This window comes from Kutzneria viridogrisea DSM 43870 (assembly GCF_000525635.1).
GTDB lineage: Bacteria > Actinomycetota > Actinomycetes > Mycobacteriales > Pseudonocardiaceae > Kutzneria > Kutzneria viridogrisea.
Genome location: NZ_CP007155.1, coordinates 2425883 through 2449092, shown reverse-complemented (window position 1 = coordinate 2449092; position 23210 = coordinate 2425883). Strand labels below are relative to the sequence as shown.

Sequence of the window (23210 nt, the reverse complement as noted above, 5' to 3'; positions counted from 1 at the left end):
CGGCTGATCAGGTGCTGAGCCGGTACCTGGCCAGCACCCGGTCCACCAGCGCACCGGCCGCACCGAGGTAGCGGGCGGGGTCGAGCAGGTCGTCGAGGGGCAGGTCCACCTCGACCTGCTCGGCCAGCACCTCGCGCAGCGGGCGCCCGCTGCGCGCGGCCTCGGCGGTGGCCGCACCCAGCACCTTCTTGGCCGCCGCCTTGCCCAGCACCGGAGCCAGCGCCACGTTCAGCCGCTCGCTGACGATCGCTCCACCGAGGACGTCCACAGTGGACGCCATACGTTCCGGGAACACCTCCAGGCCCTCGACCAGCTCGGCGGCGGTGTGCGCCGCGCCGCCCGCCAGGCGCAGGGCCTCGCGCAGCGGCTGCCACTCGGCGTGCCAGGCACCGGCGGGCCGCTCGTCCTCGGCGACCATGGCCTGCGCGAGCACGCTGACCAGCGCGGGCAGTTGCCGTGCGGCGCTGACGATCAGCGTGGCCAGCACGGGGTTGCGCTTCTGGGGCATCGCCGAGGATGCGCCCCTGCCCTCGGCCGCGGGCTCGGCCAGCTCACCGATCTCCGTACGGGACAGCACCTGCACGTCCAGCGCGATCTTGCCGAGCGCTCCGGTGACGATCTGCAGGGCACCGGCCACGTCCACCAGCGGGGTGCGCGCGGTGTGCCAGGGCAGCACCGGCACGGCCAGCCCCAGCTCCTCGGCGAAGGGCTCGATCAGCTCGACGCCACCGTCCACACCGGACAGCTTGGCGTACTCCACGTAGGCGGCCAGCGTTCCCGCGGCACCACCGAGTTCGGCGGGCAGCACCAGGGCCTTGATCCGGTCCAACGCGTCCAGCACGAGCTGCAACCAGGTGGCCACCTTGAGCCCGAACGTGATCGGCACGGCGTGCTGGCCGAGCGTGCGACCGGCCATGACGGTGTCGCGGTGCCGCTCCGCGAGCCCGGCCAGGGCGGCGGCCACCCGGCGCAGGTCGGGCACGAGCAGCCCCAGCGCACGCTTGACCACCAGCATCGTGGCCGAGTCCAGGATGTCCTGGCTGGTCGAGCCCCGGTGCACGTACTCCCTGGCCTCCTCGGGCAGCAGCGCGGTCAGCGCGGGCACGAAGGCCACCACGGGGTTGGCCGCCGCACGCGAACGCTCCGCCAGCTCGACCAGGTCGATGCGACCGGCGTCCACCGCGCTGATCGCCTCGGCGGCGGCGGCCGGGATCACGCCGAGCCGGGCCTGCGCCCTGGCCAGCGCGCCCTCCACGTCGACCATGGCGCGCAGCCAGGCCTCGTCCTCGACCGCACGCGCCACCGGCGTACCGGCCCACGTCGGGGCCAGCAGCCCGGAATCCGTTCCCGCCACGGCAGTTCTCCTCACCCGGCGACCGTCGCCATGTCCCACTCGCGTCGCGGCGACGCACAGCTCAGCGCCGCCCTGGCGATCGCGTCCGAGTCCTCCAGGGTCACCGAGCCCACCCCGGGCCGGATCCCGGCCGCGGTCACCCAATGTACGTACTCGGTCGGCACGCCGAACGCGAACCTCCTCGGGTGCGCCCGGTGTGCGGCGTCGATCACGTGGTACGGGCGTGCGGTGACGGCGACCCCGCCGCTGTCGAACGGCTCCGCGGCCTCGTCGGGGATCCGGTAGGAGCGCACCTGGCCGGTGGCCCGCAGGTAGCGCAGCAGCGGATTGGTGCTGCGCGCCAGGTCGATGTCCGGGATGCGCGCCTCGACCAGCGTGGTCACGGCCACCGGCGGGGCGGGCACGGCCACCGCGTCCACCAGGAACGCCGTGCCGTCGGGCGCGCGGCGCACCCGGATGCCGGGACCGGCCACCCGCAGCACCCCTGCCTCGATCAGCGCGGTCATCTCCTCGATGCGGCGCAGTGGCGGCCCGATGGACAGGAAGGCGTTGAGCGGGGTGTACCAGCGGGCGAGTTCGTCGCGGTAGGAACTGCCGGTGATGCCGCCGTGGTCCACCACGAGCCGGATCTCGTTGCGCAGGTCCCGCAGCACGTCCAGGGCCGCCTTGAGCGGGCTGTGCACGTTGCCCCGGCGGGCCTGGTCGGCGTCGTGCCTCAGGTACTCCAGCAACCAGCGGTGGAAGGCCGTCGGGTCGGCGAACTCCCTGTCCCCGTAAGGACGGGCGACCCGCTCCCAGCTCCATCTGTCCTCTTCGGACACTCCGTGCACGGTGAGCAGCGCGCTGTCGTCCTCCTCGGCGCGCAGCAGTTGCGCGTACTGCTCGGCGAAACCGGGCCGGTCGGCCAGCAGGGTGCCGTAGTAGACCGCGCGCACCTCCTTGTCGATCAGCGGCCAGATGTCGTGCATGAACCGGATGCTGGGGCGCGCCCGCAGGTCCTCGATCACCTCCGGGGTCAGGAACACCGGGTGGTGCCTGCCGACCGCGCCCTTCTGGTTCTCGCCCCGCGCGTGGTGCGGGATGCCGCGCCGCGATCCCGCGTACAGCAGGGGTTCCCGGCCGGACGGGTGGTACACCAGCCCGCTGGCGGTCGGTTCGAAGCGACCGCCACGCCCCTCGGTGAACAGAGCGAGGTAGTCGAAGAAGTTCAGGCCCATGCCGCGCAGCGCGACCCGCTCCCCCGGCGCGACACCGGACAGGTCCACGTCCGCGGGGTTGCTGGGCGGCACGTAGCGCAGGGCGTGCTGCTCGGCGAACTCGTGCAGTTCGGTCTCCTGCTCGGTGAGCACCACGGGCCCGTGCCCCAGCGCGAGCACCACGGCGTCCAGATTGTCCACAGTGGACCCGTTGTCCAGGGTCAGCACCTGGCGCCCGTCGCGGGCGTCCTCCAGGGTCAGCGCCGTGGCGCGGTGCACCGTCACGGCGATGCCCGGCTGCCCGGTCAGCCGCTGGAAGACCCACTCCAGGTAGTAGCCGTACAGCGAGCGGCTCGGGTAGGAGTCCGGCCCCAGCGCACGGGCCTCGGCCAGCACCCGCGGCGGGTACTCGCGGGAGTCGGCGTCCAGCGCCCACTCGTACAGGCTCGGCCCCGGCACGATCGGGCCCTCGCACGCCACGCTCGGATCGGTGTAGAGGCTCACCTGGGAGGCCACGGTGTTCATCAGCAGGTGCCCGGACTGGTTGGTGCGCCAGACCGAACCCGCACCGGGCGGGTACGGGTCGACCACGTGCACCTCGACCTCGACCTCACGGGGCCGGTTGGCGCAGATCCGTTCCAGCACGGAGGTCCCGCGCGGACCGGCGCCGACCAGGCAGATCCTGAGCACCGTCATCGGCCCGCACCGACCAGGCACAGCCGCTGCCCGTTGCGCCAGCTGGACACGCCGGGCCGCCAGCCCAGTTGCTCGCGGGCCTTGCGGTTGCTGGCCCCGCGTAGCCGGGTCTGCTGGTGGGCCGCGAACCAGCCAAGCAGCCGCGCCCCCAGCTCCGCGGGCACCTGGCGCGGGTGCGGCCCGTCGAAAGCCCTTGCGTAGTGCGGCAACCAGGTGCGGGCCGTGGCCGGATCGTCGTCGACGATGTTGAACAGCCCGGTGGCGCGGGACATCACGGCGGTGGCCGCCGCGTCGGCCGCGTCCTCCACGTGCAGGAAGGAGTTGATGCCGGTGCCGTCCCCGATCAGCGGCAGCTTGCCCAGCCGCACCGCCTGTCCGAACGGCCCGTTGAGGTCGTAGGCGGTGTCCCTGCCGTACAGCGTGCCGTAGCGCAGCACCACACCCTCGACGCCGGAAGTGTGCAGCACCAGGCGTTCCAGCTCCGCGATCGCACGCACGGTGGTGGACCACACGGCGTCGGGCGGGTCGAGGTAGAGCGGTGCCTCCTCGTCCAGCAGCGGCCCGCCGTGTGGGGCCGTGGCGAAGGCGATGCTCTGCGCCACGACCCGCCGCGTGCCCGAGGCCAGCGCCGCGTCCACCAGGTTGGCGGTGCCCTCGGTGCGGACCCGCGCGGTGCGCTCGAACACCTCCCACCGGGTGTCGCCGGTACCCGGTCGCAGCGCGGTCGCTTGGTGCACAACGACTTCCGGGGCCGCGCTGAACACGGCGGCGTGCACGGCGTGCCGGTCCAGCAGGTCGGCGACCACCACCCGGTCCACGTCCAGCTCCGCGGCGGCGGCCTGGTCGCGGACCAGCACCGTCACGTGGTGGCGCTCCCCGCGCAGCAGCGGCAGCAGGGCACGGCCGATCACCCCGGTCGCACCGGCCAGCAGCACACGCATGATCTACTCCCCTGTCCCGGCGACCCTCATCAGCAGGCGGCACTGCGGATCACCGTGCCGCAGGCACCCGGTCGCCCTGTTCTCCGACAACTCCACGCCCAGGCCCTCGGCCCACCCGGCATGGATTTCCGTGCAGGGGCACTGGTAGCCCTCCAACGAGCCCGCCATGCGCACCATGACCACCGCGAAGTTCTGCCGCATGGTCAGTTCCAACAGTTCCTCGTCCAGTGCGGTGACACCGCCGTCGCGCAGTTCGTTGGGGAACATGATGTCCGCGCACCGCTCGAACAGGGCCGCCAGTTCCTTGGCATCGGCCTGGTTCACCGGTTTGGCGAAGGCCCGCGCCACCTGTTTGCCCACCCGGGTGGCCACGAAGCGCAACGCCTCCGCGTTGATCTCGTTGGCCACCTCCTGCCCGAACCGCTTGGCCACACCCTGGTACCAGCGGGCGTCGTGCAGCCACCACAGCCGGTACACCTCCATCGGCTGCATGGTCATCACCCCTGGTCGGCGCGGGCGACCAGCTCGCGCGCACGCTCGCGCATCACCCGCTTGAGCACCTTGCCGGTGACCCCGGTGGACACGTCGGTGCTGTCCATGCGCAGCGCGCGGGTCACCGGCGGAAAGCCCTGTCCGGCAAGGACTTCGTTCACCCACCCGGTGAGGTCCCCGGGTTCCCGCGCCCCATCGGTGAACTGGAGCAGCACGTACGCCTCGGCCACGCCGTCACCGTCCCAGTCCGCGCGCACGCCCTCCTCGGCGATCGCGGTGACGGTACAGTCGGCCAGTTCCGGCAGGCTCGCCAGCAGCAGCTCCTCGGTGCGGGTGCTGAACACGATGCCCGCCTCGGTACGGATAGCGTCCGGTGCCCGGTCCAGGTGGTAGAAGTTGCCCTCGGCGTCCTGCATGGCCAGATCCCCGGTCAGCCAGTAACCGCCGAGCCGCAGCTTGTGCCAGGTGAGGCTGTCGTTCCAGTAGCCGGGGGTCAGCGTTGGCGAGCGCACGCCGAGCCTGCCGACCTCGCCGGCGGGCAGCGGGCGGCCGTCCTCGGACAGCACGGCGGCCTGCGCGAAGCTCATCGGCTTGCCGATGCAGCGGCCGAAGGAGGCGCTGCCCGGCTTGTGCCCGTTGTGGAAGATCGAGTAGCCGGTCTCCGAGGAGCCCAGGCCGTCGGTGAACACCGAGCCGGGCACCCGCACCGGCTTGAAGTCCGGGCCGATCTCCTCGTGGCTGCCCTGCGCGACCAGCACCCGGATGTGCGCCTCGTGGGCGGCGTCCCCGGTGTTGTAGTACGCCTCGATGCTGGACATGTCCCTTGTGGACAGATCGGAGGTCGCGATCTGCCCGTAGGTGCCGGAGAAGCCGAACACCGTGGTGGGCTTGAACTTCTCGATGGCGTCGAGCACATCGCTGCCGCGCTGGCTGGACTGCAGGTACACCGGGGAGTCCAGCAGCAGGCCGAACATCATCACCGACATGGCCGCGTTGTGGTTGCCGGGCAGGGCGACCAGCAACCTGCCCATGGACCCGCCCACGGACAGCTTGAGCCGGTGCAACTGGGCGTAGAGCAGGGTCTGGTGGGTGTGCGGCACGGCCTTGGGCATGCCGGTGGTGCCCGAGGAGTGCGAGATGATGATCGGGTCGGTCGGGTCGTGCCGGTAGGGCCAGCCCTGCGGCAACTGCGCGCGGTGCTCCGGCCGGATGTCCTCGGCGGTAACGACAAAACCGAGCTCTCCCCCGGCGAGCACCTCGTGCCGCTCGGTGTCGGTGACCGCCCCGCTGGCGCCCTGGCGGCGGATGTACTCGCGCGCGATCTCCGGGCGCAGCTTGGCGTTGGCGAAGGACGGGATAGCACCCAGCGAGTTGATCGCCATGAAGTTGATCGCGAACTCGGTGCTGGAGGCGGTGAGCACCCCGACCACGTCACGCGGGCGGATCCCCTTGCCGTGGTAGAAACCCGCATAGGTCTCCACGTACTCGTACAACTCGCCGAGCGTGATCACCTCGGGGTGGCTGCCGTCGGGTGCGCGCCAGGTGCCGTCGGTCCACAGCACCGGCCGGTCGGTGGGCCTGCCGTAGGCGCGCAGGCGGTGCAGCACGTTGCCCGCGCCCAACTCGGGGTCGGCGTTGATCTGCGCGCGTTCTTCCTTGGTGATCACGGTTCCTCCGGGTGGCGTTCGAGCAGCAGGGCGATCGCGAGGTCGTGCCGGGGCGCGGTCGCGGGCAGCAGGGACAGGGCGTGCGCGGCGCGCTCGGTGGGTACCAGCTCGACACCGAGCACCAGCACCGCGTCCAGCCCGGGGTCGGCCAGCAGCAGTTCGGCGGTGTCCAGCAGCTCGTCGTCCATGCCGTCCATGGTGGACAGTGCGAGCAGCGGTCCGGTGATGTCGAACTCGCGGCTGAGGTACCCGAGCACGGCGTTCGCGGTGGCCTGCATGAACAGCAGCGCATTGTGTACCTGGCCCTGCACCAGCAGGCGGCTGGCCAGGTCGGTGGTGGTGCAGTCGCCGACCAGGCTGCCGAGCACCACGGCGAGCCGGTCGCCGGGGATGTCCTGGCCCGCCAGGCAGTTCGTGGCCACGTGGTGCACCAGCGGGTTGAACGTGGACTCGATGAAGCCCGGCACGGCGGGCAGGTCGACCGGCCCGTCGACCTTGGCTGAGGAACGCACCCGCAGTGTCATGCGTGCTCCAGCACGATCGCGGTGTTCATGCCGCCGAACGCGGCGTTGAGGCTGAGCACCTGGCGCAGGTCGGCCTTGCGCGGGCCCTCGGTGACGTAGTCCAGGTCGCAGGCCGGGTCCGGGGCGAAGTAGTTGGCCGTCGGCGGGACCACCCCGTCCAGCAGGGCCAGCAGTGAGATCACGAACTCCACGGCCCCCGAGGCCTCCAGCATGTGCCCGGTCGTGCCCTTGGTCGAACTGACCACTGTGGATGGTCCGAGCACCGAGCGCAGCCCATTGGTCTCCGCGCTGTCGTTGAGCGGGGTCCCGGTGCCGTGCGCGTTCACGTAGTCCACTGTGGACAGACCAGCCCTGTTCAGTGCCTGGCGGGCCGCGGCGGCCATGCCCCGGCCCTCGGGGTGCGGCTTGGCCACGTGGTAGGCGTCCGAGGCGATGCCCCAGCTGGTGAAGCGGGCCAGCACCCGCGCACCCCGCTCCCGCGCGGTCCTGGCCGACTCCAGCACGAGGACCGCGACCCCGTCGCCCAGCAGCAGGCCGCTGCGACCGGCGGAGAAGGGCCGCACCGCACCGTCCTTGGCCAGCGCGCGCCCGGAGTCGAACTTGGCGTGGTTCTCCTCCTCCACCAGGTACGCCCCCGCGCACACGGCGGCGGGCGCCCAGCCGGAGCTGACCAGCCGCCAGCCGTGGATGAGCGCGCTGGCCGAGGCGACGCAGGCGTTGGTGAAGGCCAGCCGCCTGCCGTGCAGGCCGAGCCGGTCGGCCAGGCCCTGGGCCAGGTGGGCGGGCACGCTGTCGGCGAGCCCGGTCTCCTCCCGCTCGCGCCAGAACCGGGTGACGGCCGTCCAGTCCCCCGCCGAGCCGACCAGCACCGCGGCCTGCGCGCCCCGGTTCAGCCCGGCCATGGTGACCGCGTCGTGCGCGCAGTCGTGGAGCACCTCCCGCAGCACCGGCTCGCCGGGCGCGGCGGCCGTCATCGGCGTGCGGTAGGGGGTGGGGTCGAACCGGGTGGCGGCGGCGAAGGCGGGCACACCCGCGAACACCCCGTCCCGCACGGCCTGCGCACCGCGCCCGAAGGCGGTGTGCACGCCGAACCCGGTGACCACCACCTCCTCGGTCATCGCACCGCCCCGGAGTTGAGGTACTCGGTGATGCCCGCGACCGAGTCGAACCGGGCCAGGTCCTCGTCGGAGGGGTCCACGGTCAGCCCGAACCTGGCCTGCACCTGGTGCAGCAGCCACACCAGTGCCATGGAGTCCAGCACCAGCGGGGCGTCGTCGGCCAGGTCGGCGGGCAGGTCGGGGAAGACCTTGCGGTCGGCCAGCAGCTCGCGCACCTGCTCGGTGGTCACGCCGCCGCCCTGCGCCGCACGATGTCGTCCACCAGCTGGCCCAGGGTCATCGCGCCGATGGCCTCGATATCCGAGTCCGGGATCTTCACCTCGAACTGGCGCTCCAGCCGCAGGGTCAGCTCGACCAGGCTCAGCGACTCCAGGTCGATGCCGCTGGTGCCGATGGGGCTGTCGTCGGTGAGCGAGTCGCGGTCGATGGGCACGTTCATCTCGGTGGCCAGGGTGCTGAGCACGAACTCGCGGACGTCCTGGCTGTGCACGGAGCTGGTCATGGAACCTTCCCTTGTCGTCAACTGATCGCCGCGCGCAGGACCGACCGCTCGCGGATGAGCTTTCCGTTGGAGGTGCGCGGGAGCTGGGGCAGCACCCACACCGACTTGGGCAGCTTGAAGTCGGCCAGGAAGCTGCGGCACCACAGGATCAGATCCTCGGCGGCCACCGCCTTGTCCACTGTGGACACGTACGCCTCGATGGACTCGCCGTGCACCAGCACCGCCTCGGTGATCGCCGGGTGCCTGCCGAGCACCGCCTCCACCTCGGTCAGGTCCACCTTGAGCCCGCCGATGACCACCAGCGAGTCGCCCCTGCCCAGCAGCCGCACCCCGCCGCCGGTGGTCAGTTCCGCGCGGTCGCGGGTGCGCAGCCAGCCGGCCACGAACCGCTCCTGCCCGTCGGCGGTGAGGTACGGGGTGCCCTCCAGCGCCACCTCGACCTCGCCGTCGACCAGCCGCAGCCGGATGCCCGGGGCCGCGGGGCCGACCGCGGGGCGCTGCCGCCCGCTGACGTCCATGGCGATGACCCCGGTCTCGGTGGTGCCGTAGGACTCCCCCACCGGCACGCCGTAGGCCAGCCGGAACCGCTCGGCCACCTCCGGCGGCATGATCTCCCCACCGGAGACGGCCACCCGCAGGGCGGGCAGCGCGGGCGGGGTGGGCAGCGAACCCAGCAGCTCGTAGTGGAACGGCACGCCGAAGATCGCCGTGACCTCGTGCTTGCGCGCGGCGTCGAGCATGTCGGCGGCGGCCACGCGCGGGGCGAAGACCACTGTGACGCCGACGGCGAGCGAGTGCAGCAGCCCGGCGATCAGCCCGAAGCTGTGCGCGGTGGAACTGAGCAGCAGCACGCGGTCGCCGTACTTGGGCATGCCCTCGATCCGGGTGAAGCGCTCGATCTCCTCCGCCAGCGAGCTCTCGGTGCGGCCGATCACCTTGGGCAGCCCCGTGGAACCCGAGCTGAACTGCACGAGCCGGTGCGCCGTGTCGGCGGGCTTGCCGTCCGACCGCTTCTCGGTGACCAGTTCGTGCCGTGCCCGGAAGTTCAGCCGCGACCACCCGGCGGCACCGGCCCGCACCACGAACTGCGGGCGGCACAACGCACGCAGCGCGTCGACCTCGGCCGGCTTGAGCCGGTGGTCGATCAGCATCACCTGGGCGCCCAGCCGCCACAGGGCGAGCAGCACCTCCACCTGGGTGAAGCTGGGCGGCACCTGGAGCGCGACGGTGCTGCCCGGTCCCACGCCCGCCGAGGCGAACAGCGCGGTCTCGTGCGCCACCGCCTCACGCAGTTCCCCGTGCGTCACAACGTGATCGGCCACCAGGTAGGGCAGGTCGTCCGGATGGCGATCCAGCAGGTCCTCCACCAGCCGCATCGTGATCAGCTCTCCTTGCAGAACTCACCGATGGGGATGCCGACGTGGCGCTTGTCGGTGGCGATGTAGCCCAGCAGTTCGTCACCGGCCTGCAACTCCGTGACGTTGCGGACCTTGCCGCCGGGACCGAGCACCCGCACGTGCCAGTCGTCCTGCACGGTCAGGCTGACCTTGACGCCCTCCGGCGAGTGCGCGGTGATCGTCAGCAGCGGGCGGGACTCCAGCTTGGCCCGGCCGACCACCACGCGGCGGGTGCGGCCCTCCGCGTTGACCGCCAGGGTGACGCTGCCGGACTTGAGCTCGCTGAGGTAGTTCGTGCGGTTGTCCGGGCCCAGCACGTAGGAGTGCAGCGCGCCCGCGTTGACCCGGAACGGCCGGGTCGGCATGTACGGCAGCGGGTGGGTCTCGCTACAGCACAGGATGAACCCGGAGGAGTAGGAGCCGACGAGGATGCCCTCGTCCTCCTCGAAGTGCGAGCAGGTGTCCACGCAGACCCGGTCGCCGAGCCCGTTGTGCTCGATGCCCTCCACGACCAGCGTGCTCAGCGCGAGGTCCTGGGTGCCCGCCTCCAGAAGCCTTGCCAGCGCGAAGACCTCGGTGGCGTCGCGGGGCGCGAGCATGACCCCGTCCGAGCCGTGCTCCAGCACGTCCAGCACGATCGTGGCCTCTTCGAGGTCGGCGACCACGCAGATCAGCTTGCCCTGCGCGCGGTCGGCCGCCGCGATCACGATCTCCAGCGGGATCTTCGTCGGGTCCACGAAGCTCACCACGGTGTAGGGCAGGGCGACCGCCGCGGCGCAGGCCAGCTTCAGCGTGCGGTCGTCGGCCACCTCCACGAACACCGCGCCGCTGTGGTTCTCCGCGACGAGGCGGTCCAACTGGTCGGCGTCGGTGAGCACGGTGGTCACCAGGTCCACCTGTGCGTCGGCGACGGGCTGCGCGGGCAGCAGCACCTTGGTCACCGTGGGCGGCAGCGAGGCGAGTACCTCGGGCCTGTCGGAGACCACGCCCTGCACACGGGCGTGCACGGCCGCGGCGACCACGGCCTCCAACTGCGTGTCGGCGGTGGAGCGGAGGTCGATCCATGCGAATTTCACGCGGCACCTGCACCTGTCGTCATCGAGGGGTGGTTGGCTACGGCGTCGGGGTGCAGCACGGCGGCCAGCCGGTGCACCAGCGACAACGGGTTGGGCGCGGAGAACACCCTGCGGCCGATGGCAAGTCCCGCGCAGCCCACGTCCAGCGCGGCGCGGGCGTACTCGGCAAGGCCCGAGCCGTCCGGGTCGGCCTGCGCGGGCGGACCGCCCGCGGCCAGCACGGGGATCGGGCAGCTGGCGGTGACCTCGGCCATGCGGTCCACCGGCAGGGCCATGGAGGTCTTCACCAGGTCCGCGCCGAGATCGGCGGCGATGTTCACCACGTGGGCGAGTACCTCGGGGTCGTGCGAGTCACGCACCCGGGGGCCTCGGGCGTAGGCCATCGCGATCAGCGGGACGTTCCACTCCTGGCAGGAGCTGGCCACCGCACCCAGGTCGGCCAGTTGCCGCGCCTCGGTGTCCGAGCCGACGTTGACGTGCACGCTGACCGCGTCGGCGCCCAGCCGCAGCGCGTCCTCCACGTCGCCGACGAGCACCTTGGCGTGGGCGTCGGCGGCGTGCACCGTGCCCGCGCTCAGGTGCACCACCAGGGCGCAGTCCTCCAGCAGTTCGGGGCTGATCGCCCGGATCCGTCCTTTGTGGACGATTATCGCGTCGGCCCCGCCGAGCACCAGGTCGCGGATCAGCTCGTCCCAGTCCTCGTTGCCCGCCACGGGCCCGTCGGAGACGCTGTGGTCCAGCGGTACGAACAGGTACCTGCCGTCCCCCGCCCGCGACAGACGCCGCAGGCGAAGCGCTTTCCCGGTGTCAGCCACGTTGCGCACCTCGTCCCCACTCCCGTTGTGACCCGAGATGATTGTTTTCGCGTAAATCAGGGCACGGCCAGTATCAACCTGCGATAACTCCGCAGTTATGCAACGCGGATCACGGCACTCTGACAATGCACCGAACAAGCTCTGATCCTACTTTGAAGTACGTCTGGTATGCGCGGCACGACCAGTAGGTCAACTGTGAACACACAGGCACGTTCGCTCCGTCCGAACGTCGCTGTCACCCATGGACGCAGGTGGTTAACATGCCTTTGCATCGATACGCGTCAGCAATATGTCCTCAGATCGGAGAGGCGCCGTGCCTATTTCTGTCCGGGTCGCCATCGCCTACCACGGCGGCGGAGGACATACCGCCAGATTCGCGGAGGCGGTCGGTTCCGGAGCGAGTTCGGTACCCGGGTGTGAATCGCTGCTGATCCCAGTGGCGCAGATGTCGGCGGCCGACTGGACGGCACTGGACGAGGCCGAGGCCATCGTCTTCGGCGCACCCACGTACATGGGCACCGCCTCGGCGGCCTTCCACGCCTTCGCGGAGGAGACCGCGCGCCGCTGGCTGCGGCAGAGCTGGCGGGACAAGCTGGCGGCGGGCTTCACCAACTCCGGCTCCAAGGCCGGGGACAAGTCCTCCACCCTGGCCTACTTCGCCACACTGGCCGCCCAGCACGGCATGACCTGGGTCAACCTTGGCCTGCTGCCGGGCTGGAACCGCGCCCGGGGCAGCGAGCAGGACCTGAACCGGCTGGGCTTCCACAACGGGGCCGCCGCACAGTCCAATGTGGACTCCAAGCCGGAGGACGTGCACCGCGCGGACCTGGCCACCGCCGAGCACCTCGGCCGCAGGGTCGCCGAGCAGGCGCTGGTCGTGGCGGCGGGCCGGGCCGCACTGGCACCCGCGCGGTGAGCCTCGCGCTGGAACGCCCCACACGCTGGTCCGCGGTGCTCGGGGTCGCGGTGCTGGCCCAGACCCTGGTGTCCATGGACAGCTCGGTGCTCAACATCGCGGTGAAGACCCTGGCCGACCCGGTGTCCGGGCTCGGTGCGAGCCCGGACCAGCTGGCCTGGGCGATCAACGCCTACACCGTGGTGTTCGCCTCGGCGATGTTCGCGGGCGGCGCGCTGGCCGACCGGTTCGGGCAGCGCCGCGCCCTGGTCGCCGGGCTGCTGCTGTTCTCGGTGACCTCCGCGCTGGCCGCGTTCGCCAGTACCCCGGTGCAGTTGGTGCTGGCCAGGGGCGCGATGGGGCTGGGCGGAGCGCTGCTGATGCCCGCCACACTCGCCATCGTGATCATGGCTTCGCGGCCGGAGCAACGCAGCAGGGCCATCGCGATCTGGGCCTCGGCCGCCGCGGTGGGGCTGGCCATCGGCCCGGTCGCGGGCGGGGCGCTGCTGGGCTGGTTCTGGTGGGGCTCGGTGTTCCTGATCAACGTGCCGATCGTGCTGCTGTGCCTGGTCGGCATCGCGCTGTGGGTGCCGGAGTACCGCGCCGACCGGCCACGACCACTGGACCCGCTGGGGCTCGTGCTGTCCTTCGCCGGGCTGGGCGGGGTGGTCTTCGGCGTGATCAACGCGGGCCAGGACTGGCTCCGGCTGGACGTGCTCGGCCCGATCCTGGTGGGACTGGCCCTACTCGGGGCGTTCGCCGTGGCACAGCTGCGCGCCGCGGAGCCCAGCTTCGACGTGCGGCTGTTCACCCGGCGCCGGTTCGCGGGCGGCAGCCTCAGCCTGATGATCGCCTTCTTCGGCGTGTCCGGGCAGCTGTTCTACGCCACCTTCTACCTCCAGGACGTGCGCGGGCTGAGCCCGCTGGCGGCCGGGCTGGCCACCGCGCCGACCGCGCTGGGCATCGTGCTGGGCAACCTGGTGGCACCCGGTCTGGTCGCGCGCTGGTCCACCCGCTGGGTGGCCGCGGTGGGCATGGCCGTCAGCATCGCGACCTTCGGCAGCTACGTGCTGTTCGACCAGCACACGCCGATCGCCTGGTACGCCGCGATGATGCTGGTGCAGGGCGCCGCGATGGGGCTGGTCGCCGTGCCGTCCACGGCGGCGTCCATGGCCGCGCTGCCGCCGGAGCGCAGCGGGGCGGGGTCGGCGGTGACCAGCGCGATGCGCCAGGTGGGCAGCGCACTGGGCGTGGCGGTGGTCGGTTCGCTGCTGACCTCCTCCTACCGGGCCGCGGCCGGGTCGTGGACCGGCGCCTCGTTCACCGACGGCGCGGCCTACCTGCACGCGATGGCCTTCGCCGCGGGCTGGACCTGCCTGCTCTGCCTGGCCGGGCTCGCGCTGATCGTGGTGTGCCTGAACGAGAACTGAACACTGAGGGGAAAACATCGTGCAGGTCGAATTGCGACATCTCCAGGTGGTGCTGTCGGTGGCCGAGGCGGGCAGCATCAGCCGGGCGGCGATCCAGCTGCGGATCGCCCAGTCCGGACTGACCGCGCAGTTGCAGCGCATCGAGCAGGAGTTCGGCGGGCCGCTGTTCGCGCGCAACCCGGCCGGGGTGGAGCTGACCGAACTGGGTGAGCACGTGGTGTGCCGGTCGCGGGAACTGTTGGGGCAGTTCGACGACCTGCTGGAGACCTCCCGGCTACTCACCAACACCGACCAGCCCGCCTCGCCGGTGCTGGTGACCGGCCCGCTGGGCCCGGTGGTGGCGATGCTGGCCTGCGCGGTGCGCGAGTCGCTGCCCGACCGCGAGCAGGTGACCTCGCTGGAGCGCACCTTCGAGTCGCTGAACGAGGTGCTGCGCTCCCCGGAGTTCGACGTGGGTGTGGTGCCGGAACTGGCGGAACTGGCCGTGCACCTGCCCGCCGGGCTGGTGACCAGACCGCTGGTCGAGGAGTCCGCGTTCGTCGGGCTGTCCAGCTCGCACCCGCTGGCCGACCGGGCCGAGCTGCGGCTGGCGGAGCTGGCCGGGCAGGACTGGGTGATGCCCGAGGAGAAGCTGTCCGGGCTGAGCCCGGGCCTGCGGCTGGCCTGCGAGGAGGCCGGGTTCACGCCCAGGTGCAGGCACACCGGTGCGGACCTGGCGACCGCGCTGATGCTGGTGCGCTCCGGCAACGCGATCGGGGCGTTCTACCCCACGGGGGTGCACAGCCCCGGCATGGTGCTGCGCCCGCTGGTCGGCAACCCGCTGCGGCGCAAACTCGTGCTGGCCTGGCGCAGCGGCTCGCCGGTGGCCGAGGTCATCGACCACGTGCACGAGACCGTGGTGAAGCGGTACCAGACCCTCGTACACGGGCACCCGGTCTACTCCCAGTGGCAGGCCCGCCAGCAAGCATCTTAGAAACTACTTGATTGCGTCGCGCAAGTAGCCTTAGGCTGCCCCCGTGACCGACAAGCTGCGTACGGTGCTGCCGATGGTGCTCGACGTGGTGCTGCCCATCGGCGGCTACTACCTCCTGCACGCGTTCGGGGTGGGGGACTTCTGGGCGCTGACCATCGCCGGGCTGGCGACCGCCGCCAACGCCCTGGTCAACACCGTGCGACGGGGCAGGCTGGACACGCTGGGCGTGCTGGTCCTGGTCATGCTGGGCCTCAGCATCGCGCTGATCTTCGTCACCGGCGATCCGCGCTTCCTGCTGGCCAAGGGCAACGTGTACGTGACGCTGGCGGGCCTGTACGTGTTGGGCACCACCGTGTTCGGCCGACCGCTGAGCTACCTCGGCGCCAAGCCCATGGCCACTCGCGGGGATCCGCTGCGCGAGCTCGCCTACGAGCGGGTCTGGCACAACCGCGCGCCGTTCCGCCGTGCCCACCGCGTGCTGTCCGCGGTGTGGGGCCTTGCCATGCTCGGCAACGCCGCGGGCTCGCTGGCGATCATCTACAGCCACTCGGTCGCCGAGGTGAGCGAGTCCGTCCTGCTCTCGCAGGCGCCCGGCATCGCCATGCTGGCGATCATGGTCGTCTCGGTGCGGTTCACCAGGCCCAGGCTCCGCACACTGGTCGACGCCGAACACGCCGCCCTGACCCACGAGTCCCGCCCAACCGACGCCGAGTCCCGTCCTGGGGCGCGCGAGTCCCGCTGAGCTGCCCGCGGCTGCCATGTCATGAAGGTGCCGTTCGCGACGTTGACCGTCACGAACGGCACCTTCATGACGTGCCGCCGGGCCACCCGATCCGGGGACGGCAACCCCGTTCGGCCGCGCCGGATTGCTGCGGGAGCACCAACCGGTCCTCACGGCGGTTCACACGATGGTGGCCAGTTCCCACCGTCCACTGCGAACCGTCCTAACGTGCATGCCCTCCCGTTTTCCCTACACAGGAAGGGTTTGCTACCGATGAGACCGTTATCGGTCCTCGCCACCATGCTCGTGCTGCTGGCCTGCTTCGCGACGCCCGCATCCGCCACGCCCACCGCGCAGTGCAGTCAGACCAGCACGCCCGTCAGCAGCGGCCTGTTCCAGTACACCGTGCACGGCCAGCTCTGCCTGCCCTCGGACTCGACCCCGAGCACCGTGCAACTCCTGCTGCACGGAGCCACGTACAACAGCGCCTACTGGGATCTTCCCTACCAGCCGGACCAGTACTCGTACCAGCGGGACATGGCGGTGCACGGCCTGGCCACGTTCGCCATGGACGAGATCGGCGTGGGCCAGAGCTCGCGGCCGCTGAGCACGCTCGTCTCCGGAACGTTGCAAGCCAGTGTGGTGCACCAGGTCGTGACGAGCCTGCGCACCCAGTTCACCCGTGTTGTCCTGGTTGGACATTCGGCCGGGTCGGGCATCGCGATGATGGAGGCCTCGACCTACAACGACGTGGACGGGGTCGTGGTCACCGGCGCCACCCACGTACCCAACGCCCCCATCGTGATCCAGGACGTCGTGCTCGGCCTGCACCCGGTGACGCTGGACCCACAGCTGTCCTCTCGCGGCGGTGATCCCGGCTACCTCACGACGGTTCCGGGCTCGCGCGGCCAGATGTACTACGCGCCCGGCGACCTCGACCCGCAGGCAGTGGCCGCCGACGAGGCCTTCGCCAAGGACCAGGTGTCCACCACCAGCCTGACCGACATCATCACGATCGGCCTGGCCAGCCCGGTCTCGCTGAACATCACGGTGCCCGTGCTCATGGTGTTGGGCACCAACGACACCGGTTTCTGCGGGGTCTTCCGCGACTGCTCCAGCGCGGACGCCCTGCGCGCACAGGAGGCGCCGTACTTCAGCCCGGCGGCGCAGCTCGCGGTGTCCGTGCTGCCCGGCTCGGGCCACAGCGTGGCGCTGGCGGTCAACTCGGCCGACTACCGCGACACGACCCGAGCCTGGTTGCAGCAGCACGGCTGCGGCTGAGCTCAGTTGTGCAGCCCGTCCGCGGCGAGCACCCGGGCCATGTTGCGCTCGGCCAACGCGGTGATCGTGACGAACGGGTTCACCCCGGTCCAGCCCGGGATCAGTGAGGCGTCGTTGACGTACAGGTTGGGGCAGCCCGACACCCGGCCATACAGGTCGGTGGCCTTGCCCAGCACTGCCCCGCCCAGCGGGTGGTAGCAGAAGTCGTCGCCGAAGGCCCTGTTGCCGGAGAACAGGTCGTGGCGGTAGATCGTGGCGTTGGCGGCGTTGATCCGGTCGAAGACCCTCTTCGCCGCCGACACCGCGAAGTCCTTCTGCGTGCTGCCCCAGCGCAACGACACGGTCCCGCTCGCGCGGTCGTAGCCGAAGCTGCCGCGTTCGGGGCTCTTGGTGATCGCCAGGTACAGGCTGGCGAAGGTCTCGACGCCAGCGGGGATCGGGGCGATCTCGGCGAAGACCGGGACCGGGTCGTTGGTGGCGTCGATGCCCAGCGTGGGCATCGACGCCTGCACGCAGCCGGTGGGCTTCCAGTTGGCGCGGGCGGTCATCACGTTGCCGTTGTCGCCCCAGCCCAGGCCGACCTGGTCGTTGAGCCCGGGCAGCGCCCCGGTTTCCCTTGCCGTCAACAGCAGTTGGGTGGTGCCGAGGCTGCCCGCCCCGAGGAACAGGTACCGGCAGTTGATCAGTGCGGTGCCGGTGACCGCGCCGGACTCGTCGATCGTGGCGGTCTGCACGGCGTAGGTGCCGTCGCCGTCCCTGGCGATGCCGGTGACCCGGGTCAGGGTCTGCAACCGCACCCGGCCGGTGCCCAGCGCGGCCGGGATGTAGGACTTGTCCAGGCTGCGCTTGCCGTGGTTGTTGCCATAGATGACCTCGCTGTTCAGCGCGGACTTGGCCACCTGCCCGGCGGCTTCCCTTTCCAGGTAACCGAAGTCGTAGACGTTGGGCACGAACGAGGTGCCGTAGCCCGCCTTGGCCGCGTCCGCACGGGAGACCCGGGCGTAGGAGTAGCAGTCCGCGGCCTCCCACCAGGCCGGGTCCACGGAGTTGACCCCGAGCATCCGGTTGGCCAGCGGGAAGTACGTGCCGTACATCTCGTCCACGTCCACCCCGGGCAGGATCTCCGGGAAGAACCGGCGCTGCGGCACCACAGCCATGCCGCCGTTGACCAGCGAGCCGCCACCGACCCCGCGGCCCACGTAGACCTTCATGTTGGGGAAGTCCACCCGGTCCAGCACCCCGGGGTACGGGTCGATGTCGCGGTTGACCACCGGCAGCCACAGGAAGCTGTCCAGCGGGGCAGCGGTCCTGGTGCGGAACCACATCGAGCGCCGGTCCGGGGTGAGCATGGGGCAGAACGGGGCGGGGCCGTCCCAGAGCCGGCCCATCTCCAGCACCAGCGTGTCGATCCCGGCCTCACCCAGCCGCAGGGCCGTGACCGATGCGCCGTAACCACTTCCGATGACCAGTGCGGGAACGAAGCCACCGCTGGGCGCCGCGGTGACGGGCGAGGTCGACACGAAGGTCGCTCCCGCTGCGGAGGCGGCGCTGAGCGCGGCTGCACCCAAGAAGCGCCGACGAGACAGGGACGACGGGCTCATGCCCCCATGATGGATGCTAGAACGTGTTCCACACAAACCCGTAGCTCGTGATTTTTTTGGCTTGATAGATAAAGCTACACGATCGAGTGGGATCAAGAACACGTATCAGAAGCGACCGTCGAACAGGATCTTGGCCACCTCGGTGACCGTCTGCCTGCCCTCGTCGTACCCGCCCTGCCCGTTGAGGCTGTTCATCACGGCCAGGGTGTAGCGCTCGCCGGGTCCCGCGAAGCCCACGGTGTTCATCACCCAGCCGCCCTGCTCCTGCGACCAGCCGTCCTTGGTGCCCGGCCGCGCGGCGGGCCCGGCGCCCCACACGCCCCACTGCTGGATCGGGGCCACCGAGCGCATCTGGCCCACCACGTAGTCGCGCAGGTCCGCGGGCAGCTTGGTCAGCACGTAGTTGATCAGGTGGTCCAGGTCGACCGGGGTGCACTTCTGGAAGCCCCAGTACGGGTAGAACTCGCTGAACCCGCGCTGCGGCTGCACGGTGGTCATGCCGTACTCGGCGAAGGCGGAGTTGAACGCCATGTGGTCCTCGCCCGCGTAGCGGAACCAGAGCGTGTCGGCGGCCTTGTCGTCGGAGCTGTTGAGCATCTCGTGGATCAGCGCGCGGTCGGCCGAGCTCAGGCTGATGCCGCCCGCCCGGTCGCGCAGCAGCAGGTTCACGGTCATCGCGAGCTTGATCGTGGAGGCGGTCCACACGTGCGCGCCCGCGTTGTCATTGCTCCACACCGCGCCGGTCTGCCGGTCGCGCAGCACGACCCCGGTCGTGCCGGGCCGCTTGGCCAGGTAGCCGCCCACCGAGGCGATGCGCTGGCGCAGGTCGCAGTCGAAGTCCTCGCCGGGCGCGGGGCAGGCGGGCGCGCCGCTGGTCGTGCTGGCGGTGGTGGTGCTGCTGGTCGGCGCCGCGCTGGAGGTGCTGGTCGAGGTACTGGTCGAGCTCGCAGCCTGGGGCGAGGCCGCCGTGGAGGTGCCACCGCAGGCCGCCACGGTCAGCAGCAGCGCCGTCACGGGTAACCAGGTGCCCAGCCGTACCAGTCGTGTCACCGCCGCAGGCTACCTGTTGACCGTTGTCGAATGCCTTGACGCTGCGGGGACCGTGTGCGAACCTGTGCCAACATTGGTCTAGTCCAATAACCGAGGAGGTACGCCGGTGCCCATCGAGCAGCGCAGCCGGGAACTGCTCCGCCTCGCCGACGCCGTGCTGCAGCCGGGGTTCGAGGGCACCAGCCCGCCGGACTGGGTTCGCCGACGGCTCGACGAGGGCCTGGGCGGCGTGGTCCTGTTCTCCCGCAACATCTCCTCCCCCGCGCAGGTCGGCGAGCTGACCGCGGCGCTGCGCGAGTGCCGCCCCGACGTGCTGGTGGCCATCGACGAGGAGGCCGGGGACGTCACCAGGATGGAGGCGCACACCGGCAGCTCCCGGCCGGGCAACCTGGCGCTGGGCGTGGTCGACGACGTGGCGCTGACCGAGGAACTGGCCCGCGACCTGGGCCACGACCTGGCCGCGGCCGGGGTGAACCTGGACTACGCGCCCAGCGGGGACGTCAACTCCAACCCGGACAACCCGGTCATCGGCGTGCGCTCCTTCGGCGCGTGCCCGGACCTGGTGGCCCGGCACACCGCCGCCTGGATCCGCGGCCTGCAGGCGGCCGGGGTGGCCGCCTGCGTCAAGCACTTCCCCGGGCACGGGGACACCAGCGTGGACTCGCACCTGGCCCTGCCCGTGCTGGCCGCCTCGATGGAGGAACTGGCCGAGATCGCGCTGCCGCCCTTCCGCGCGGCCGTGCGCGCCGGGGTGTGCGCCGTGATGGGCGGCCACCTGATGGTCCCGGCCTACGACACCGCGCACCCGGCCACGCTGAGCAGGCGGATCCTGGTCGAGCTGCTGCGCGAGGAACTGGGCTTCGACGGGCTGATCGTCACCGACGCGATCGAGATGCGCGCGGTCTCCGACCGGTACGGGCTGGCCGAGGCCGCGGTGCTGGCCGTGGCGGCGGGCTCCGACGCGGTGTGCGTGGGCGGCGACCTCGCCGACGAGGCCACCGCCACGCGACTGCGTGACGCGCTGGCCGACGCGGTGGCCACCGGCCGGCTGCCCGAGCAGCGGCTGGTGGAGGCGGCCACCCGGGTGCGGGCACTGGCCGACTGGGTCGGCACCGCGGTGGGCAGCGCGCGCGACCAGGGCACCAACCCGGCGATCGGGCTGACCGCCGCGCGCCGGGCGATCCGGGTGACGGTGGGTCCCGGGCAGACCGCGCTGCCGCTGAGTTCGGCCCCGCACGTGGTGGAGTTCCACCCGGAAATGAACCAGGCCATCGACCGCCGCACCCCGTGGGGCCTGGCCGCCCCGCTGACCGAACTGCTGGCCGGCACCACCGCGGCCCGGCTCACCCCGGCGGAGGCCGCCGACGCGGGGCGGCTGACCGAGGTGGCACTGACCCCCGCCGCGGGCAGGCCGCTGGTGCTGGTGGTCCGCGACGCACACCGGCACGAGTGGATGGCGTCCGCGCTGAATCGAATCACGGCGGCCCGACCCGATGCCGGAATCGTGGAGATGGGCCTGCCGCACCACAACGAGGACGCGAAGCCCGGTTCTTTCCACCTGGCGACCCACGGGGCCACCCGGGTGTCCGGCCAGGCCGCCGCCGAGGTGCTCGCCGGATACCGGAACTAGCTTTCGGCGTTACGCCCCACCTGCTCGCACGTCAAGCAGGTGGGGCGTTTTTGCGCACTCAGCACGCCTTCTACCTGGGTTTTGTCAAAAAATGAGCATGTCGATAAATCCTCACAAAATTGACCGGTGTACCCCGATGACAATTTTCGTCATACGTTTGCTCACCCATTCAAGAAAGCTTGCCGAGCACGTTTCCGCTGGTTACTTTGAGGCGCTTCACCGCGTGGACGGCGCCTTTCGTGCGCCCTGTATCACCGCTGATACACGGGAAGAAGGACGGTTGTGACTCATCGAAGACTATCGAGGAGACTGGTCGCGGGCGTGGCCGCAGCCAGCACCGCCACGCTGGTCGTGGCGGGCCTGGTGATCGGTTCGGGGACCAGCTCCGCAGTGCCGATCAAGCTCAACCTCACCTACAGCTGCACGTTCCCCCTGATCGGTGTGCAGCCGATCAAGGTCGAGATCAACACCGACATCCCCGACACCATCGCGGTCGGCACCCCGGCGCCCGCCTTCACCATCAAGGCGATCTCCACGGTGCCCGCGACCGCCACCCAGGGCCTGACCCTGGTCGGGGCGACGACCATCGAGGGCACCGCGGACGCCAGCTCCACGGTGGCCGCCCCGGAGGCGACCCTGCCGGTCAGCGTGCCGACCACCATCCCGCAGACCGCGGTGCCCGCCTCCGGTGAGTTCACCATCGTGGCCTCCGGCCAGACCCCCTCGCTGACCTTCAGCAAGGCGGGCCAGGCCGTGATCACCGTGGGCGATCTGCTGCTGCACCTGGAGCCGAAGAAGGCCGACGGCACCGACACCGGCCTGGGCAAGTTCGACTCGGCCTGCAAGCAGGACCCGGGCCAGAACAACACGCTCACCACGATCACCATCACGGACGCGCCGCCGACCACGACGACGACCACCACGCCCCCGGTCACCACCACGACCACCACGACCCCGCCGGTCACCACAACCACCACCACACCCCCGGTCACCACGACGACGACCACGCCGCCGGTGACGACGACCACCACGACACCCCCGGTCACCACCACCACGACCACCACACCCCCGGTGACCACCACGACCACGACGCCGCCCGTCACGACCACGACGACGACGCCCCCGGTCACGACCACCACCACGCCGCCGGTCACCACGACGACGACAACTCCCCCGGTCACCACCACAACCCCGCCGGTGACCACCACCACGACCACCCCGCCGGTCACCACGACCACCACCACGCCCCCGGTGACGACCACGACGACCACGCCGCCGGTCACCACCACGACCACCACCCCGGGTGGCGGCACGATCAACTACGGCTACGGCCTCAAGGGCTCCTCGGTGATCAGGAACCTGAACGGCACCGTGCCGCTGAGCGGCGGCATCGACGCCAGCCTGGAACTGGCCACCGGCAAGTTCAGCGCCGACCTGTCACTGAACCCCACGCACGCCCGGTTCAGCCTGTTCGGCTTCCTGCCGGTGAGCACCGACATCGCCTTCTCCTCGGCGGGCAGGACCACCGGCAGCCTCAGCGGTGGCAAGCTCATCTCGCACTCGAAGCTGACCATCAAGCTGCCCAGGGTCACCCTGTTCGGCATCCCGATCAGCAGCTCACCGAACTGCCGCACCTCCTCGCCCTCGGACATCGACCTGAGCTCCGACTCGGGCTTCGACCCGCTCAGGGGCGGCAAGCTCAGCGGCACCTACGGCATCGCCCCGCTGACCGGCTGCGGCCTGTTCACCGGGTTCATCAGCGCCTTCACCACCGGTGGCGGCAACACGATCGACGTCACGCTGTCGGCCAAGAAGTAGCCCGCCCGCCACCTGCCCCCGTCCGCACCAGGC

The 23210-nt window shown here is 71.0% G+C and carries 21 protein-coding genes; 7 read left to right on the top strand and 14 right to left on the bottom strand.

Annotated features, from left to right (window positions below; genetic code table 11):
• Positions 1–7 precede the first annotated feature (7 nt).
• Genes pcaB through KALB_RS11090 form a run of 12 tightly spaced genes read right to left on the bottom strand, consistent with a single transcriptional unit; the run spans position 8 to position 11778 of the window.
• Positions 8–1354, bottom strand: coding sequence for a 3-carboxy-cis,cis-muconate cycloisomerase (gene pcaB, locus KALB_RS11145; RefSeq protein ID WP_025355802.1), 1347 nt, complete (start codon positions 1352–1354; stop codon positions 8–10).
• An 11-nt stretch (positions 1355–1365) separates the two neighbouring features.
• A complete protein-coding gene (locus KALB_RS11140) occupies positions 1366–3246 on the bottom strand; it encodes an FAD/NAD(P)-binding protein (RefSeq protein ID WP_025355801.1) in 1881 nt (626 codons plus the stop codon).
• Positions 3243–4187: a 3-diazoavenalumate denitrifying reductase gene (locus KALB_RS11135; protein WP_025355800.1), complete on the bottom strand. Its 945-nt coding sequence runs from the start codon at positions 4185–4187 to the stop codon at positions 3243–3245. Before KALB_RS11135 ends, KALB_RS11140 begins: the two co-directional genes overlap by 4 nt.
• A gap of 3 nt (positions 4188–4190) precedes the next feature.
• Positions 4191–4679 carry an L-2-amino-thiazoline-4-carboxylic acid hydrolase gene (locus KALB_RS11130; RefSeq protein WP_236650223.1) on the bottom strand — a complete coding sequence of 163 codons (489 nt, stop codon included), beginning with the start codon at positions 4677–4679 and terminating at the stop codon, positions 4191–4193.
• 5 nt (positions 4680–4684) lie between these two features.
• A complete protein-coding gene (locus KALB_RS11125) occupies positions 4685–6346 on the bottom strand; it encodes a 3-aminoavenalumate diazotase (RefSeq protein ID WP_025355798.1) in 1662 nt (553 codons plus the stop codon).
• Entirely contained in the window at positions 6343–6870 is a 528-nt protein-coding gene (locus tag KALB_RS11120; protein WP_025355797.1) for a hypothetical protein, read from the bottom strand. The genes KALB_RS11125 and KALB_RS11120 overlap by 4 nt, the downstream gene beginning before the upstream one ends.
• The gene (locus tag KALB_RS11115; RefSeq protein WP_025355796.1) at positions 6867–7988 is read right to left on the bottom strand and encodes a beta-ketoacyl-[acyl-carrier-protein] synthase family protein; all 1122 of its coding nucleotides are present in this window, start codon (positions 7986–7988) and stop codon (positions 6867–6869) included. Before KALB_RS11115 ends, KALB_RS11120 begins: the two co-directional genes overlap by 4 nt.
• Positions 7985–8218, bottom strand: coding sequence for an acyl carrier protein (locus KALB_RS11110; RefSeq protein WP_025355795.1), 234 nt, complete (start codon positions 8216–8218; stop codon positions 7985–7987). Before KALB_RS11110 ends, KALB_RS11115 begins: the two co-directional genes overlap by 4 nt.
• The gene (locus tag KALB_RS11105) at positions 8215–8490 is read right to left on the bottom strand and encodes an acyl carrier protein (protein ID WP_025355794.1); all 276 of its coding nucleotides are present in this window, start codon (positions 8488–8490) and stop codon (positions 8215–8217) included. The genes KALB_RS11110 and KALB_RS11105 overlap by 4 nt, the downstream gene beginning before the upstream one ends.
• A gap of 17 nt (positions 8491–8507) precedes the next feature.
• Positions 8508–9866: a class I adenylate-forming enzyme family protein gene (locus KALB_RS11100; protein ID WP_025355793.1), complete on the bottom strand. Its 1359-nt coding sequence runs from the start codon at positions 9864–9866 to the stop codon at positions 8508–8510.
• Positions 9867–9871: 5 nt separating this feature from the next.
• Positions 9872–10963 (bottom strand): 3-dehydroquinate synthase II family protein, encoded by a 1092-nt coding sequence (locus KALB_RS11095; RefSeq protein ID WP_025355792.1) that lies wholly within the window; start codon positions 10961–10963, stop codon positions 9872–9874.
• A complete protein-coding gene (locus KALB_RS11090; RefSeq protein ID WP_025355791.1) occupies positions 10960–11778 on the bottom strand; it encodes a 2-amino-3,7-dideoxy-D-threo-hept-6-ulosonate synthase in 819 nt (272 codons plus the stop codon). Before KALB_RS11090 ends, KALB_RS11095 begins: the two co-directional genes overlap by 4 nt.
• 445 nt (positions 11779–12223) lie before the next feature.
• On the opposite strand from KALB_RS11090, the gene KALB_RS11085 reads away from it, so the two are divergent.
• The 5 genes from KALB_RS11085 to KALB_RS11065 all read left to right on the top strand — a co-directional run bounded on the left by KALB_RS11085 (position 12224) and on the right by KALB_RS11065 (position 17078).
• Positions 12224–12694, top strand: coding sequence for a flavodoxin family protein (locus KALB_RS11085; RefSeq protein ID WP_236650222.1), 471 nt, complete (start codon positions 12224–12226; stop codon positions 12692–12694).
• Between the two features lie 35 nt (positions 12695–12729).
• A complete protein-coding gene (locus KALB_RS11080; RefSeq protein ID WP_148309430.1) occupies positions 12730–14103 on the top strand; it encodes an MFS transporter in 1374 nt (457 codons plus the stop codon).
• Positions 14104–14122: 19 nt separating this feature from the next.
• Complete coding sequence (locus KALB_RS11075; RefSeq protein WP_081789292.1) at positions 14123–15076, top strand: LysR family transcriptional regulator; 954 nt, start codon at positions 14123–14125, stop codon at positions 15074–15076.
• 43 nt (positions 15077–15119) lie between these two features.
• Complete coding sequence (locus tag KALB_RS43795) at positions 15120–15818, top strand: VC0807 family protein (protein ID WP_025355787.1); 699 nt, start codon at positions 15120–15122, stop codon at positions 15816–15818.
• Positions 15819–16070: 252 nt separating this feature from the next.
• Positions 16071–17078 (top strand): alpha/beta hydrolase, encoded by a 1008-nt coding sequence (locus KALB_RS11065; RefSeq protein WP_030108754.1) that lies wholly within the window; start codon positions 16071–16073, stop codon positions 17076–17078.
• A gap of 2 nt (positions 17079–17080) precedes the next feature.
• On the opposite strand, the gene KALB_RS11060 is transcribed toward KALB_RS11065, so the two are convergent.
• Together KALB_RS11060 and KALB_RS11055 are read right to left on the bottom strand one after the other, a co-directional pair.
• Positions 17081–18679 carry a GMC oxidoreductase gene (locus tag KALB_RS11060; protein ID WP_025355785.1) on the bottom strand — a complete coding sequence of 533 codons (1599 nt, stop codon included), beginning with the start codon at positions 18677–18679 and terminating at the stop codon, positions 17081–17083.
• 105 nt (positions 18680–18784) lie between these two features.
• Positions 18785–19729 (bottom strand): class A beta-lactamase-related serine hydrolase, encoded by a 945-nt coding sequence (locus KALB_RS11055; RefSeq protein WP_236650221.1) that lies wholly within the window; start codon positions 19727–19729, stop codon positions 18785–18787.
• A 106-nt stretch (positions 19730–19835) separates the two neighbouring features.
• Here KALB_RS11055 and KALB_RS11050 point away from each other — a divergent pair, with 106 nt between their 5' ends.
• Positions 19836–21359, top strand: coding sequence for a glycoside hydrolase family 3 protein (locus KALB_RS11050; RefSeq protein WP_025355783.1), 1524 nt, complete (start codon positions 19836–19838; stop codon positions 21357–21359).
• A 321-nt stretch (positions 21360–21680) separates the two neighbouring features.
• Positions 21681–23177, top strand: coding sequence for a DUF6801 domain-containing protein (locus tag KALB_RS48475; RefSeq protein WP_182838162.1), 1497 nt, complete (start codon positions 21681–21683; stop codon positions 23175–23177).
• Positions 23178–23210: the final 33 nt, after the last annotated feature.